The 14,714-nt window shown below is 60.8% G+C and carries 13 protein-coding genes; 6 read left to right on the top strand and 7 right to left on the bottom strand.

The window, feature by feature from the left end; genetic code table 11:
- Nucleotides 1–199: 199 nt before the first annotated feature.
- The gene (gene tcdA / locus NPS56_RS25320; protein ID WP_406591888.1) at nt 200–1,009 is read left to right on the top strand and encodes a tRNA cyclic N6-threonylcarbamoyladenosine(37) synthase TcdA; all 810 of its coding nucleotides are present in this window, start codon (nt 200–202) and stop codon (nt 1,007–1,009) included.
- Nucleotides 1,010–1,078: 69 nt separating this feature from the next.
- On the opposite strand, the gene NPS56_RS25315 is transcribed toward tcdA, so the two are convergent.
- From NPS56_RS25315 to NPS56_RS25300, 4 genes are all read right to left on the bottom strand, one after another.
- Entirely contained in the window at nt 1,079–1,486 is a 408-nt protein-coding gene (locus tag NPS56_RS25315) for a SufE family protein (RefSeq protein ID WP_274077174.1), read from the bottom strand.
- Nucleotides 1,483–2,688, bottom strand: coding sequence for an aminotransferase class V-fold PLP-dependent enzyme (locus NPS56_RS25310; protein WP_274077173.1), 1,206 nt, complete (start codon nt 2,686–2,688; stop codon nt 1,483–1,485). The genes NPS56_RS25315 and NPS56_RS25310 overlap by 4 nt, the downstream gene beginning before the upstream one ends.
- Nucleotides 2,689–2,802: 114 nt before the next feature.
- Entirely contained in the window at nt 2,803–3,837 is a 1,035-nt protein-coding gene (gene dapD / locus NPS56_RS25305; RefSeq protein ID WP_274077172.1) for a 2,3,4,5-tetrahydropyridine-2,6-dicarboxylate N-succinyltransferase, read from the bottom strand.
- Nucleotides 3,838–3,869: 32 nt separating this feature from the next.
- The gene (locus tag NPS56_RS25300; protein ID WP_046816507.1) at nt 3,870–4,232 is read right to left on the bottom strand and encodes an ArsC family reductase; all 363 of its coding nucleotides are present in this window, start codon (nt 4,230–4,232) and stop codon (nt 3,870–3,872) included.
- Nucleotides 4,233–4,513: 281 nt separating this feature from the next.
- On the opposite strand from NPS56_RS25300, the gene NPS56_RS25295 reads away from it, so the two are divergent.
- A complete protein-coding gene (locus NPS56_RS25295) occupies nt 4,514–6,145 on the top strand; it encodes a Na+/H+ antiporter (protein ID WP_274077171.1) in 1,632 nt (543 codons plus the stop codon).
- An 8-nt stretch (nt 6,146–6,153) separates the two neighbouring features.
- Here the strand turns inward: NPS56_RS25295 and dapC are convergent, their stop codons facing one another.
- From dapC to map, 3 genes are all read right to left on the bottom strand, one after another.
- Nucleotides 6,154–7,353, bottom strand: coding sequence for a succinyldiaminopimelate transaminase (dapC, locus tag NPS56_RS25290; RefSeq protein WP_077184460.1), 1,200 nt, complete (start codon nt 7,351–7,353; stop codon nt 6,154–6,156).
- A gap of 155 nt (nt 7,354–7,508) precedes the next feature.
- A complete protein-coding gene (locus tag NPS56_RS25285; RefSeq protein ID WP_274077170.1) occupies nt 7,509–10,211 on the bottom strand; it encodes a [protein-PII] uridylyltransferase in 2,703 nt (900 codons plus the stop codon).
- A gap of 41 nt (nt 10,212–10,252) precedes the next feature.
- Entirely contained in the window at nt 10,253–11,035 is a 783-nt protein-coding gene (gene map / locus NPS56_RS25280) for a type I methionyl aminopeptidase (protein ID WP_046816511.1), read from the bottom strand.
- A gap of 372 nt (nt 11,036–11,407) precedes the next feature.
- On the opposite strand from map, the gene rpsB reads away from it, so the two are divergent.
- From rpsB to frr, 4 genes are all read left to right on the top strand, one after another.
- On the top strand, nt 11,408–12,145 hold the full coding sequence (gene rpsB, locus NPS56_RS25275) for a 30S ribosomal protein S2 (RefSeq protein WP_003222119.1): 738 nt from the start codon (nt 11,408–11,410) through the stop codon (nt 12,143–12,145).
- Nucleotides 12,146–12,335: 190 nt separating this feature from the next.
- Nucleotides 12,336–13,199 carry a translation elongation factor Ts gene (tsf, locus tag NPS56_RS25270; RefSeq protein ID WP_274077169.1) on the top strand — a complete coding sequence of 288 codons (864 nt, stop codon included), beginning with the start codon at nt 12,336–12,338 and terminating at the stop codon, nt 13,197–13,199.
- Between the two features lie 211 nt (nt 13,200–13,410).
- Nucleotides 13,411–14,154 (top strand): UMP kinase, encoded by a 744-nt coding sequence (pyrH, locus tag NPS56_RS25265; protein WP_003222124.1) that lies wholly within the window; start codon nt 13,411–13,413, stop codon nt 14,152–14,154.
- Nucleotides 14,151–14,708, top strand: a complete 558-nt coding sequence (gene frr / locus NPS56_RS25260) for a ribosome recycling factor (protein WP_274077168.1) — start codon at nt 14,151–14,153, stop codon at nt 14,706–14,708. The genes pyrH and frr overlap by 4 nt, the downstream gene beginning before the upstream one ends.
- Nucleotides 14,709–14,714: the final 6 nt, after the last annotated feature.

Raw genomic sequence — 14,714 nt, 5'->3', positions numbered from 1 at the left:
CCAAAGACTGTGGAACGAAGGAACGGTCGGACCGCCGAGGGGCGCGCATCCTACACTGGGCATTCTCTGAACGTACAGCGGACAGGGAATTACCCGATATTGGGCAGTTTGATTTCGTTAAAGTTCTTTCAGTTTTTCATGTAACTGATTTTGTCTTCATATCGCCATATAATGCCCGCCGGTTTTTGGGGTTATGGTCATGAGTACAGAAGATCCGCGGTTTGCAGGCATCGCCCGTTTGTATGGCATCGAAGGCCTTGAGCGCTTGAAAGCGGCGCATGTGGCGATCGTCGGTGTCGGTGGCGTCGGCTCCTGGGCGGCGGAAGCCATGGCGCGTTGCGGTGTGGGCGAGATATCACTGTTCGATCTGGATGATGTTTGCGTCAGCAACGCCAACCGCCAGTTGCATGCGCTGGACAGCACCGTCGGCAAACCCAAGGTCGAGGTGATGGCCGAGCGCCTGCGCGGGATCAACCCGGACTGCACGGTGCACGCGGTGCCGGATTTCGTCACGCGCGAGACCATGGCCGAGTACATCACGCCGAACATTGACTGCGTGATCGACTGCATCGACAGCGTCAACGCCAAGGCGGCGCTGATCGCCTGGTGCAAGCGGCGCAAGATCCAGATCATCACCACCGGTGGTGCGGGCGGGCAGATCGACCCGACGCTGATCCAGGTCTGCGACCTCAACCGCACGTTCAATGACCCGCTGGCTTCGAAAGTACGCTCCACCTTGCGTCGCGACTATGGCTTCTCGCGCACCGTGACCCGTCATTACAGCGTGCCGTGCGTGTTCTCCACCGAACAACTGCGCTACCCGAAACCGGATGGCAGCATTTGTTTGCAGAAGAGTTTTGTCGGCGATGGCGTGAAGCTCGATTGTGCTGGCGGCTTTGGCGCGGTGATGATGGTGACGGCGACCTTCGGCATGGTCGCGGCGACCAAGGCGGTGGACAAGATTGTGGCGGGTGTAAGGCGGCCGGCGGAGCGGGTCAAACCCCTGTAGGAGCTGCCGCAGGCTGCGATCTTTTGATCTTGAAAATCAAGATCAACAGATCGCAGCCTGCGGCGGCTCCTACACGTCGCTTAGGCTCCGCATCCGCTGGAGAACAGCATTCAAGCCGTTACTGCGCGACTGCGACAACTGCCGCCCCAGTCCCAACTGATTGAACCACTCCGGCAAATCCACCTGCCGCAACTCGACCGCAGACAAGCCGTTGACCCGCGCCAGCAGCAATGCCACCAACCCGCGAATCAACCGCGCATCGCTGTTGGCGCTGAACTGCCAATGACCGCCCTGCAACTCACCCACCAGCCACACCTGGCTTTCACAGCCGTGCACCCGGTTGGCGTCGCACATCTGCGCGTCGCTCAAGGCGGGCAGACGCTCGCCCCATTGCATCAGCAAACGCGCACGCTGTTCCCAGCCAGCCGCAGCCTGAAAGGTTTCGAGTGCAGTCACGGCATCGGCGGGCAAGCTCATCGCAGCAACTCCAGCGCCTGGTCCAGCGCTTCAAAGAACCGTTGAAGATCCTCGGAATCGTTGTACAACGCCAACGACACCCGAATCGCGCCGGACAGCTCAAGACTTTTGAGCAATGGCATGGCGCAGTGATGACCGGCGCGCACGGCGATGCCCTGTTCGGTCAGCAAGTGCGCCAGATCCGAGTTATGCACACCTTCGACGGTAAAACTGGCCAGTGCTACCTGCGGTTTGCCCAGCAACCGGATGCCGTTGCGTGACTCAAGGCCTTTCAACAGACAGGCATGCAGCGCCGCTTCATGGGCCGAGACCGCGTCCTGGTCGAGACCGGCGAGGTAATCCAGGGTTGCCCCCAGCCCGATGACACTGGAAATCGGCGGCGTTCCGGCCTCGAAACCCAGCGGGGCAGGGCGAAAGCGCGCGCTGAGGTAATCCGCGTCCAGCACCATTTCGCCGCCGAACTGCCAATGGCGCAGTTGCTTGAGCGCCTCATTGCGCCCGAACAGCACGCCCAGGCCATCGGGGCCGTAGAGCTTGTGACTGGAAAACACGTAGAAGTCGCAGCCCAGCGCCTGCACGTCATGGCGGCCATGGACCACGCCCTGGGCGCCGTCGATCACGGTCAAGGCGTTGTGTGCCTTGGCCAGCGCCAGCAGCGCGGGTAACGGTTGCCAGGCGCCAATAACGTTGGACAACTGACTGACGGCCAGCAGACGTGTGCGAGGGCCGATCATGGGTGCGGCGGCTTCAAGGTCGATCACACCGTCGGCATCCAGCGGCAGGATCACCAGCTTCAGGTCGCGACGGTGCGCCAGTTGCTGCCACGGCAGCAGGTTGGCGTGGTGTTCCAGGGCGCTGATGACAATCTCGTCGCCTGGATTGAAAAGAGGTTCCAGGCCATAGGCCAGGAGGTTCAGCGCGCTAGTCGCGCCGTGGGTAAAGACAATTTGACCGCTGTCGCCGGCATTCAGCCAATGGGCGGTTTTGCGCCGACTGTCCTCGAACGCCTGGGTGGCATGGGCGCCGGGCAGGTGTTGCGCCCGATGCACGTTGGCCGCGCCGTTGGCGTAGTAATGCGCCAGGGCATCGAGCAGGGCTTGCGGTTTTTGCGTGGTGGCGGCGTTGTCCAGATAGGTCTGGCCTTGCCGTTGCAGGGCGGCGATGGCCGGAAAGTCGGCACGCCAGGGAGAGAGAATCATCATGCTATCGGGCCCTGGTGAACATGGGCGGGGTGTACGCCTGACCATTATGGGTTCGATTCTGCTCACGATGGCGGTTTCGAGGACGCCATCGCGAGCAGGCTCGCTCCCACAGGCTTAGTTGTGAGCGTGCAGCGCTTCGTTCAGTTCGATGGCCGATTTGTGGGTTTTGCATTCCACGGCACCGGTTTCCGAATTGCGGCGGAACAGCAGGTCGGCCTGGCCGGCCAGTTCCCGGGCCTTCACGACCTTGACCAGCTTGTTGTTCTCGTCCAGCAGCGCCACTTTGGTACCGGCGGTCACGTACAGGCCCGATTCAACGGTGTTGCGATCGCCCAACGGGATGCCGATACCGGCGTTGGCGCCGATCAGGCAGCCTTCGCCCACCTTGATCACGATGTTGCCGCCGCCAGACAGGGTGCCCATGGTCGAGCAACCGCCGCCCAGGTCCGAGCCCTTGCCGACGAATACGCCAGCGGAAACGCGGCCTTCGATCATGCCAGGGCCTTCGGTGCCGGCGTTGAAGTTGATGAAGCCTTCGTGCATCACGGTGGTGCCTTCGCCCACGTAGGCGCCCAGGCGCAGGCGCGCGGCGTCAGCGATACGCACGCCGGCCGGTACCACGTAGTCGGTCATTTTCGGGAACTTGTCCACCGAGAACACTTCCAGCAGCTCGCCGCGCAGGCGGGCTTCGAGTTGGTGCTCAGCCAGTTCGGCCAGGTCAATCGCGCCCTGGCTGGTCCAGGCGACGTTCGGCAGCAGCGGGAACACGCCAGCCAGGTTCAGGCCGTGGGGCTTGACCAGGCGATGGGACAGCAGGTGCAGCTTGAGGTAGGCCTCAGGCGTGGAGGTCAGTTGTGCGTCTTCAGCCAGGATGGTGGCGACCAGCGGCTTGTGGCTCTCTGCCAGACGAGTCAGCAGGGCGGCCTGGGCAGCGTCGACGCCTTTCACGGCTTCAGCCAGCTGCGAAGCTTGCGCGGTGGTGAAGGTGATGGCCTGGTTGCCTTCGCTGTAGCCCAGGATCGGCGCGATGGCAGCAACCAGTTCGGCCGAAGGGTTGAGCAGTGGCTGTGCGTAAAACACTTCCAGCCACGCGCCTTGGCGGTTTTGAGTGCCGACACCAAAGGCCAGGCTGAACAGGGTAGTGGACATGTTGATACCTCTAACAAATTGGAACGGGCCGCTTACTTGAGCGCGGCCGCGTAGATATCTGGCTTGAAGCCAATCAGGGTTCGGTCACCGAGATCGAGCACCGGGCGCTTGATCATCGAAGGTTGTGCGAGCATCAGTTCGATGGCTTTCGGCTGGTCGAGATCGGCTTTGCGTTCGTCGTCGAGCTTGCGAAAGGTCGTGCCTGCACGGTTCAACACCACTTCCCAGCCGTGCTCGTTGCACCATTGGGTCAGGTGTTCACGGTCGATACCGACCGCTTTGTAATCATGGAAGTCATAGCTGACAGCGTGTTCATCGAGCCAGGTGCGCGCCTTTTTCATGGTGTCGCAGGCTTTGATGCCGAAAAGGTGCAACGTTTTACTTGAAACGGTCAAGGAATCGCCCCCTTTACAGGTGTCGGAAATAAAAGGTGTCGGATTATGCCATGGCCGGACGGTTTCGCGGCGCTTGAGGTCGATTTCCCACTGCAAAACCTGTGGGAGCCAGCCTGCTGGCGATAGCGTCGGATCTGTCGGCATCAGTATTGAATTTGGCGCCGCCATCGCCAGCAGGCTGGCTCCCACACGGGGGCTGCGACATAGGTACAACGGTCAGACGTATCCTAAGCGGCTAATATGGCAGTTCAACGCTGTCGATCGTCTGAGATTTCCGTTTTATGCAAACCGCCTACACCGTCCTGATCCTGTTGATGCTGGTAGGCGTTTCGCGCTTGCTCGGGCGGGTGATCCCGCTGCCACTGCCGTTGGTACAAATTGCCGCGGGCGCCTTGCTGGCCTGGCCGACCCTCGGCCTGCATGTGGCGTTGGACCCTGAATTGTTTCTGTTCCTGTTCCTGCCGCCTTTGTTGTTTTCCGACGGTTGGCGCATGCCCAAGCGTGAATTCTGGCAACTACGTGGCCCGATCCTGACTCTGGCGGTGGGGTTGGTGCTGTTTACCGTGGTCGGCGCCGGGTATTTCATTCACTGGTTGCTGCCGACTATCCCGCTTCCGGTAGCCTTTGCCTTGGCCGCAGTGCTGTCGCCCACGGACGCCGTGGCGGTCTCGGCGATCTCGCAGAATCGCTTGCCCACGCCCTTGATGCACATCCTGCAGGGCGAAGCCTTGATGAACGATGCCTCGGGTCTGGTGACGTTCAAGTTCGCCCTTGTGGCGGCAGTGACCGGGGCGTTCTCGCTGGCCAACGCCAGTGTCACCTTCGTCTTGGTGGCGGTGGGTGGCCTGGCCATCGGCGTGGCATTGAGCTGGTTGGTGGGGCGCCTGCGCTCATGGATGATCGCCCGTGGCTGGGATGACCCGGCCACCCACGTCGTCTTCATGTTGTTGCTGCCGTTTGCCGCGTATGTGCTGGCCGAGCGCGTGGGGGCGTCGGGCATCCTGTCGGCGGTCGCGGCGGGGATGATGCAGAGCTGGCTCGATCTGCTGCCGCGCCAGACCAACACGCGGCTGCTCAATCGCAGCGTCTGGTCATTGCTCGAGTTCGCCTTCAATGGCCTGATCTTCCTGCTGCTGGGCTTGCAGTTGCCGGACATCGTCAAGGCCGTGGCCAGCCATGAAACCTCGCTGTGGCCGACGCTGTTGTATCGATGCTTCGATGTGCTGGCGATTTTCCTGGTGTTGCTGGTGCTGCGGTTCGTCTGGGTGCAAAGCATCTGGCGCCTGTCCATTGTCCTGCGGCGCTGGCGCGGCAAGGATGAGATCACCCGGGTGCCGAGCGCGCGCTCCTGCTGGTTGCTGACCGTCGGTGGCGTGCGCGGGGCGGTGACGCTGGCGGGTGTGTTGTCGGTGCCGATGCTCATGGGGGGCGACGCATTTCCCGAGCGCGACCTGCTGATCTTCATCGCCGCCGGGGTGATTCTGCTGTCGTTGATCGCCGCGTGCATTGCCTTGCCGTTGCTGCTGCGCGGCATCGAGAAAAGCCCGGACGACAAGCGCCGCAATGAAGTGCGCGACGCCTGGCGCAAAACCGCCGAAGCGGCGATCCATGCCCTCGAAACCGAAGAGGTCAACCCACAGGACGCTGCTCAAGCGGCGCTGGCGGCAGAGCTCAAGGCGCGGATCATGTCCGAATATCGGCATCAGCTGGAGGTGTTCAATGACTCGGCCGAAGCCCAGGCACTGGCGTTCCAGATGGATTTGCTGGAGCGGCGTTTGCGCTTGAAGGCGCTGCGGGCGCAGCGCCTGGAGCTGTACAGCCTCAGTCGTCATCACCAGATCGGCGATGACGTGTTGCGTGAGGTGTTGGGTGAGCTGGATCTGAGTGAAGCCAAGCTCGGCCAGGTGAAATAACCCCGCGGTTATTTGCGGCGCTGGATGAAGTCGCGGATACGTTGCGCAGCCTCGACACACTCGGCCAACGGCGCAACCAGCGCCATGCGCACACGGCCGGCACCCGGATTGACGCCATCGACATCCCGCGACAGGTAGGAGCCCGGCACCACGGTCACGTGCTCCTGCTCGAACAGGTCGCGGCAGAAGGCTGCGTCGTCCCCGGCCACATTCGGCCACAGGTAAAAACCGCCGTCCGGGCGTTGCACGTCCAGCACCGGGCTGAGGATTTCCAGCACGGCGTCATACTTTTCGCGATACAGCGCACGGTTGGCGCGTACGTGCACTTCGTCGTTCCACGCGGCGACGCTGGCCAGTTGGGTTTGAACCGGCATCGCGCAGCCGTGGTAGGTGCGATAGAGCAGGAAGCCCTTGAGGATATCCGCGTCACCGGCCACGAAGCCAGAACGCAGGCCCGGCAGGTTGGAGCGCTTGGAGAGGCTGTGGAAGACCACGCAACGCTTGAAGTCCTTGCGACCCAATTCCACGCAGGCGCTGAGCAGCCCGGCCGGCGGGGTCTGTTCGTCGAAATACAGTTCGCTGTAGCACTCGTCCGCGGCGATCACGAAGTCGTGCTCATCAGCCAGGGCGATCAGCTTCTTCAGGGTCTCGACCGGAATCAGAGCGCCGGTCGGGTTACCCGGCGAGCACAGGAACAGGATCTGGCAGCGTTTCCAGATGTCCGGGGAAACGGCATCGAAATCCGGGTTGAAGCCGTTTTCGTCCAGGCACGGCAGGTAGTGCGGCTTGGCCCCGGCGAGGAACGCGGCGCCTTCGTAGATCTGATAGAAGGGGTTCGGGCTGACTACCAGCGCATCGTCGCCACGATTGACCACGGTCTGGGTGAAGGCGAACAGCGCTTCGCGGGTACCGTTGACCGGCAGCACGTTGCGCGCCGGGTCGATCCAGCCGTTCGGCACGCCGAAGCGACGCTCGCACCAGGCGCCGATGGCTTCGCGCAGGGCCGGGATGCCGAGGGTGGTCGGGTACACGGCCATCTGATCCAGGTTGCTGGCCAGGGCCTCGGCGACGAAGCTTGGCGAGCGGTGCTTGGGTTCGCCGATCGACAGCGCGATAGGGCGCTTGTCGGGGTTGGGCGTGACGCTGCCGAGCAGGGCGCGGAGCTTTTCGAACGGGTAGGGCTGGAGCTGGGTCAGGGCGTTGTTCATCGGTAGATCTCGTTCGGTGTGGCGGCTGGCCGGCCCTTTGTAGGAGCTGGCTTGCCAGCGATGGTCGTTAACGATGACGCGTTTTTACAGGGTAAACGCGGCGCCTATTAGTCCATCGCTGGCAAGCCAGCTCCTACAGGGGGCGGTTTTTTGATTCAGATACTGATGCGCGACAACTTGATATCGGGTTCCTGGTTAACACTCAACTGCTCGACGATTGCGTCTTGTAACCGACTGCACAACAACGGGTCGGACAACGGCTGGTTGTTCGCGTCGGTAATGAAGAACACGTCTTCCACGCGCTCGCCGAGGGTGGCGATCTTGGCGTTTTGCAGCGACAGGTCGAACTCCAGGAAAATCGTGCCGACCCGTGCCAGCAGGCCGGGGCGGTCAGGGGCGGTCAGTTCCAGGACGGTCACCGGACGCTGGGCGTCATTGTGGATCGTCACCTGTGGCGCAAAGGCGAAATGCTTGAGCTGGCGCGGCACTCGGCGCTGGATGATGGTCGGGTAGTCGTCCGGGTTGCGCAGGGCTTCGGCCAGGCCGTCACGGATCTGCTTGACCCGCGCCGGATTATCGCCGATCGAGTCGCCGTCGGTGTCGAGCACAATGTAGGTGTCGAGGGTGAACTGGCTGCTGGAGGTGATGACCCGGGCGTCATGGATGTTCAGGTTGAGCTGGTCCATCGCGGCCACGGTCACGGCGAAGAAGTCGTGCTGGTCCGGTGCGTAGATGAAGATCTGCGTGCCGCCCTCGAACTCGCGTTGGGTGGTTTCCTTGATCAGCACCAGCGGCCCGCCGTCGGCCGGCTGCTGGAGGATCGCATCGCTGTGCCAGGCGACGTCGCCGGCGGTGTGGCGCAGGAAATAGTCGTCACCCAATTGCGCCCACAACTGCTCGACGTCGTCCGGGTCGGTGCCGCCCCGCACGAGGATGTCCAGCGCGGCGCTCTGGGTCTGGCGGATCTGTTCTTCGCGGTCCACCGGGTTTTCCAGGCCACGACGCAGGGCGCGCTTGGTCTCGGTGTAGAGCTGGCGCAGCAGGCTGGCCCGCCAGGAATTCCACAGGGTCGGGTTGGTGGCGTTGATGTCGGCGACCGTCAGCACGTACAGGTAGTCGAGGCGGGTTTCATCGCCCACGGCCAGGGCGAAATCATGGATCACCTGCGGGTCGGACAAATCCTTGCGCTGGGCCGTGGTCGACATCACCAGGTGGTTTTGCACCAGCCAGACGATCAGGCGGCTGTCCCACACCGGCAGTTGATGGCGCTGGCAGAAGGCGGCGGCGTCCACTGCGCCGATCTCCGAGTGATCGCCATGGCGGCCCTTGCCGATGTCGTGATACAGCCCGGCGAGGTAGATCAGTTCAGGCTTGGGCAGCTTGGCCATGAGCTTGCTGGCCAACGGGAATTTTTCCGACACTTGCGTGTACTGCAACTTACGCAGGTGCTTGATCAAGTTCAGGGTGTGGGCGTCGACCGTGTAGATGTGGAACAGGTCGTGCTGCATCTGCCCGACGATGAAACCGAACTCCGGCAGATAACGCCCGAGAATGCCGTAGCGGTTCATCCGGCGCAGGTTGCGGTGGATGCCGATCTTGCATTTGAACAGCTCGATGAACAGGCTGGTGTTGCGAATGTCGTTGCGGAAGTTGTCGTCGATCAGGTGGCGATTTTCGCGCAGCAGACGAATGGTGTCGGCGCGCACGCCCTTGATTTCCGGTTGCTGGGCCATCAGCACGAAGATCTCGAGCATGGCGAACGGCGTGCGGCGGAACACATTGTCGTTACGCGCCTCGATGTAGCCGTCGTGCAGCTGGAATCGCGAGTTGACCGGCTGTGGCGGCGCTGCATCCTCCGGTGCGAGGATGACTTCCTCGAAGTGCTGGATGATCAGGTCGCTGAGCTGGGCAATGCTCATGACCACGCGGAAATACTGCTGCATGAAGTTCTCGACGGCCTGCTTGGCGTCGTCCCCTTCAAAGCCCAGCAGCCCGGCAATGGTGCGCTGGTGATCAAACAGCAGGCGGTCTTCGGCGCGCCCGGCGAGCATGTGCAGGGCGTAGCGGACCTTCCACAGGAACTCCTGGGAGGAGGCCAGCAAGGCGTTTTCGCTTTCGACCAGGAACCCTTCGCCGGCCAGTGCCCGCAGGTTCAAGGTGCCGTACTCGCGACGGGCCACCCACAGAATCGTCTGGATATCCCGCAGGCCGCCGGGCGAGCCCTTGACGTTGGGTTCCAGGTTGTATTCGGTGTCGTTGTACTTGTGGTGACGGGCTTTCTGCTCGGCGCGCTTGGCCAGGAAGAAGTCCTTGCTCGGCCACATGTGCGCGGTGCTGGTGACATCCAGCATGCGCTGGCGCAAGTGCTCCGGGCCGCAGATGGTGCGGCTTTCCATCAGGTTGGTGACGACTGTCAGGTCGGCGCGGGCTTCGATGGCGCACTCCTCGACCGACCGAACGCTCTGGCCGACTTCCAGGCCGATGTCCCACAGCAGGGTCAGGAAGCGCTCGATGGAATCGCGGAAAACCTCGTGGTCGGCGCTGTCGAGCAGGATCAACAGGTCGATGTCGGAGTAGGGGTGCAGCTCGCCACGACCGTAGCCGCCGACCGCGACCAGCGCGATGTCGGCGTCCTCACTCCAGTCGAACTGCTCCCAGGCCTTTTGCAGGAGGTTATCGACGAACCAGGCACGGTCCTCGATCAATCGGCGAATGTCCCGGCCGCTGCGAAAGCGTCCGTCGAGCACTTCGCGCGCCTGGCGGATCGCCTTCTTGAAGGCCGCGATCGGGCTGGCCTTCAGGGCCAGTTCAGCCTGGAACTGGCCACGATCGAAGAGTTCGGGATCCACCTGCGGCATTGATTGGCTTTCCTTTCTATAGGCTGGGTTCGGTGAGCGGATCAGGCCGAAACGCGGGGGATGGTGTCATCGCTGCGCAGGGTGAAGATCTCGTAACCGGTCTCGGTCACCAGCAGGGTGTGTTCCCACTGTGCCGACAGCTTGCGGTCCTTGGTGATCGCGGTCCAGCCATCGCCCAGCACCTTGGTGTCGGCCTTGCCCTGGTTGATCATCGGCTCGATGGTGAAGGTCATGCCGGCCTTCAGTTCCATGCCGGTGCCGGCACGGCCGTAGTGCAGGATCTGCGGCTCTTCATGGAACACCTTGCCGATGCCGTGGCCGCAGAACTCGCGAACCACCGAGAAGCCGTTTTTCTCGGCGTGCTTCTGGATGATTTCGCCGATGTCGCCGAGGCGGCAGCCGGGTTTGACGATCTCGATCGCCTTGTACATGCATTCCTGGGTCACCTGGGACAGTCGCTCGGCCCAGACCGGCACGGTGCCGACGTGGAACATGCGGCTGGTGTCGCCGTGGTAGCCATCCTTGATGACGGTGACGTCGATGTTCAGGGTGTCGCCATCCTTGAGCGGCTTGTCGTTCGGGATGCCGTGGCAGACCACATGGTTGATCGAGGTGCAGATCGACTTGGGATAGCCCTTGTAGTTCAGCGGGGCAGGGATGGCCTTCTGCTCGTTGACGATATAGTCGTGGCAGATCTGGTTCAGTTGATCGGTGGTAACGCCCGGTTTGACATGTTCAGCAATCATTTCCAGCACATCGGCGGCCAGTTTGCCGGCGACGCGCATTTTTGCGATGTCCTCGGGGGTTTTGAGGGTGACGGTCATACAGGCTCTCTCTGCGCTCGATGGCGCTTTCTTGACGAAAAGGGCGTTGCGCGATCGATCTTCGCAGCCCTGAAAAACGCGATTCTAACAGACGATCAGCGCAAATCCGCGGCTCAGTGCATCGCTTCTCCTTATAGAATGGTGCATTCTGGGCGGATTCCAAGGGCTGGCGATGTGCGTTCGCCTCGATTTGAGAATCCGGGTTCCGTTTTTTCCATCCTTGTGGTATAAAATGCGCCGCTTTCCGGGGATGCCCCGAAAAGCCTAAATCCACACACGTGTCGACACGATGACCTGGGTGCCGCAAGCGAAATGCTGGTGGTTGGTCATTGGGATACGTGGAGGCCAAACCCGACTTATTAAGGAACTATCATGTCCCAAGTCAACATGCGCGATATGCTGAAGGCCGGTGTGCACTTCGGTCACCAGACCCGTTACTGGAACCCGAAAATGGGTAAATACATTTTCGGCGCGCGTAACAAGATCCACATCATCAACCTTGAAAAAACCCTGCCAATGTTCAACGAAGCTCTGACTTTCGTAGAGCGTCTGGCCCAGGGCAAAAACAAGATTCTGTTCGTCGGCACCAAGCGTTCCGCTGGCAAGATCGTTGCTGAAGAAGCAGCACGTTGCGGTTCGCCGTACGTCGATCACCGCTGGTTGGGCGGCATGCTGACCAACTTCAAGACCATCCGTGCTTCCATCAAGCGTCTGCGTGACCTTGAAGTACAAGCCGAAGACGGTACTTTCGCCAAGCTGACCAAGAAAGAAGCGCTGATGCGCTCCCGTGACCTGGAAAAGCTGGATCGTTCCCTGGGTGGTATCAAGGACATGGGCGGTCTGCCAGACGCTCTGTTCGTTATCGACGTTGATCACGAGCGCATCGCGATCACCGAAGCCAACAAGCTGGGCATCCCGGTTATCGGCGTAGTCGATACCAACAGCAGCCCGGAAGGCGTTGACTACATCATCCCAGGCAACGATGACGCAATCCGCGCTATCCAGCTGTACATGGGTTCGATGGCTGACGCTGTGATCCGTGGTCGCAACAACGTTGCCGGCGGCACCGTAGAGTTCGCAGCTGAAGAAACTCAGGCTGCAGCTGAGTAATTGACGCCCTGGCGTTGACTCAGTAAGCAAAAAGGGGGCTTGGCCCCCTTTTTGCCACCTCGAAAACCATTTGTCGGCGCCCACTGCTCTATCTGTAACGTGCGGCAGCTAACAAGGGTGGTTCGGGAAGAATTGAACGCCCGTTCGATCGGGTGGAATGGTTGATAACCTATCCAAGAGGAATTTTGAAATGGCAGAGATTACTGCAGCGTTGGTCAAAGAACTGCGCGAGCGTACTGGCGAAGGCATGATGGACTGCAAAAAGGCCTTGACCAAGGCCGGCGGCGACATCGAGAAAGCCATTGATGACATGCGTGCTTCGGGCGCCATCAAGGCTGCCAAGAAAGCGGGCAACGTTGCCGCTGAAGGCGCCATCGCCATCAAGGCTGACGACAAGTCCGCCGTACTGCTGGAAGTGAACTCGCAGACCGACTTCCTGGCACTGCAAGACGACTTCAAGAACTTCGTTGCTGCCAGCGTAGAAAAAGCATTCGACGAAAAACTGACCGACGCAGCTCCGCTGATCGCCGCTCAGGAATCGGCTCGTGAAGCCCTGGTGGCCAAAGTTGGCGAAAACGTCAACATCCGTCGCCTGGTTCGCGTTGAAGGTGACGTGGTCGGTACTTACCTGCACGGTAACAAGATCGGTGTTGCTGTTGTTCTCAAGGGCGGCGATGTTCAGCTGGCCAAAGAGATCGCCATGCACGTGGCGGCAAGCAACCCTGAGTTCCTGCTGCCATCGCAGGTTTCGCCAGAAGCCATCGAGCGTGAAAAGGGCGTTTTCCTGTCCTTGAACGAAGACAAGATGAAAGGCAAGCCAGCTGAAATCGTCGAGAAGATGATTGCCGGCCGTATCACCAAGTTCCTGGCCGAAGCCAGCCTGGTTGAGCAAGCTTTCGTGATGAACCCGGAAGTCACCGTAGGTGCCCTGGCCAAGAAAGCCGGCGCTGAAATCGTTTCCTTCACCTACTTCAAAGTGGGCGAAGGCATCGAGAAGCCAGTTGACAACTTCGCTGAAGAAGTTGCCGCACAACTGGCTGCCGCCAAGCAATAAGACGGTTTTTTAACTGTCGCCCTGAAGAGGCTGCCCGCTCACGCGCGCAGCCTCTTTTCAGATGGGTTGCCAATTTTTAATTGGCTTCCACTTGGAACTGGCTTACAAAGCCATGTTCCGATGGCGCTGAAGCAGCGTCACGCTAGAGTGAACGCCAGCTGAAAAACAGCTCGCAAAGAATTTTTAAAATACGCCGCAGGAGAGATTCGCAATGGCTCAGCAGGGCAGTGGTTATCAGGCTCGCTATAAACGCATTCTACTCAAGCTTAGCGGCGAGGCCCTGATGGGCTCGGAAGAGTTCGGGATCGACCCGAAGGTTCTGGATCGCATGGCGCTGGAAGTCGGCCAGTTGGTCGGCATCGGTGTCCAGGTCGGCCTGGTGATCGGCGGCGGCAACCTGTTCCGCGGCGAAGCGCTGAGCAAGGCCGGCATGGACCGGGTCACAGGCGACCACATGGGCATGCTGGCCACTGTGATGAACGCCCTGGCCATGCGCGACGCGCTGGAACGTGCCAATATCTCGGCCATCGTGATGTCGGCCATTTCCATGGTGGGCGTGACCGATCACTACGATCGCCGCAAGGCCATGCGCCACCTCAACTCCAAGGACGTGGTGATTTTCGCGGCCGGCACCGGTAATCCGTTCTTCACCACGGATTCGGCGGCTTGCCTGCGTGCAATCGAAATCGATGCCGATGTCGTGCTCAAGGCAACCAAGGTCGATGGCGTCTACACCGCTGACCCATTCAAAGACCCGCATGCCGAGAAGTTCGATCATCTGACCTACGATGAAGTACTGGATCGCAAGCTGGGCGTGATGGATCTGACGGCCATTTGCCTGTGCCGCGACCACAAGATGCCGTTGCGCGTCTTTAACATGAACAAGCCCGGCGCCCTGCTGAATATCGTCCATGGTGGCGCTGAAGGAACCCTGATCGAGGAAGGCCAACAATGATCAACGAAATCAAGAAAGACGCTCAAGAGCGCATGCAGAAGTCCGTGGAATCGCTGGCGCACAACTTCGGTCGGATCCGTACCGGCCAGGCGCACCCAAGCATTCTGGAAGGTGTAATGGTTCCGTATTACGGCGCCGATACCCCGATCAAGCAAGTGGCGAACATCACCGTCAAGGACGCCCGTACCCTGCAAGTCGTTGCCTTCGAGCGCAACATGCTCGGTGCCGTCGACAAGGCCATCGGCAGTGCAGGTCTGAACCTGAACCCGACCAACCTGGGTGAGTTGCTGCTGATCTCCATGCCGGCCCTGACCGAGGAAACCCGCAAGGGCTTCACCAAGCAGGCGCGTGATGTAGCTGAAGATGCCCGCGTTGCCGTGCGCAACATCCGTCGCGATGCCAACAGCTCGCTGAAGGATCTGGTCAAGGAAAAGGAAATAAGCGAAGACGAAGAGCGTCGCGCAACTGGCGAAATCGATGATCTGACCAAGAAGTACGTGGCTCAAATCGACGCGAACCTGGCGCAGAAAGAAAAAGACCTGATGGCCGTATAAGGGTCG

It is taken from the genome of Pseudomonas putida (assembly GCF_028682635.1).
GTDB lineage: Bacteria > Pseudomonadota > Gammaproteobacteria > Pseudomonadales > Pseudomonadaceae > Aquipseudomonas > Aquipseudomonas putida_AE.
This window is presented reverse-complemented; position numbering and strand designations above follow the sequence as displayed.

What these genes read in the sequence shown, in the direction of transcription:
- NPS56_RS25315 (WP_274077174.1), bottom strand. Translation starts at nt 1,486, where the DNA reads ATGAGCTTGCCCGCCGATGCCGTGACTGCACTCGAAACCTTTCAGGCT.
- NPS56_RS25285 (WP_274077170.1), bottom strand. Translation starts at nt 10,211, where the DNA reads ATGCCGCAGGTGGATCCCGAACTCTTCGATCGTGGCCAGTTCCAGGCT.
- rpsB (WP_003222119.1), top strand. Translation starts at nt 11,408, where the DNA reads ATGTCCCAAGTCAACATGCGCGATATGCTGAAGGCCGGTGTGCACTTC.
- NPS56_RS25295 (WP_274077171.1), top strand. Translation starts at nt 4,514, where the DNA reads ATGCAAACCGCCTACACCGTCCTGATCCTGTTGATGCTGGTAGGCGTT.
- dapD (WP_274077172.1), bottom strand. Translation starts at nt 3,837, where the DNA reads ATGTCCACTACCCTGTTCAGCCTGGCCTTTGGTGTCGGCACTCAAAAC.
- frr (WP_274077168.1), top strand. Translation starts at nt 14,151, where the DNA reads ATGATCAACGAAATCAAGAAAGACGCTCAAGAGCGCATGCAGAAGTCC.
- pyrH (WP_003222124.1), top strand. Translation starts at nt 13,411, where the DNA reads ATGGCTCAGCAGGGCAGTGGTTATCAGGCTCGCTATAAACGCATTCTA.
- dapC (WP_077184460.1), bottom strand. Translation starts at nt 7,353, where the DNA reads ATGAACAACGCCCTGACCCAGCTCCAGCCCTACCCGTTCGAAAAGCTC.
- tcdA (WP_406591888.1), top strand. Translation starts at nt 200, where the DNA reads ATGAGTACAGAAGATCCGCGGTTTGCAGGCATCGCCCGTTTGTATGGC.
- map (WP_046816511.1), bottom strand. Translation starts at nt 11,035, where the DNA reads ATGACCGTCACCCTCAAAACCCCCGAGGACATCGCAAAAATGCGCGTC.
- NPS56_RS25310 (WP_274077173.1), bottom strand. Translation starts at nt 2,688, where the DNA reads ATGATGATTCTCTCTCCCTGGCGTGCCGACTTTCCGGCCATCGCCGCC.
- tsf (WP_274077169.1), top strand. Translation starts at nt 12,336, where the DNA reads ATGGCAGAGATTACTGCAGCGTTGGTCAAAGAACTGCGCGAGCGTACT.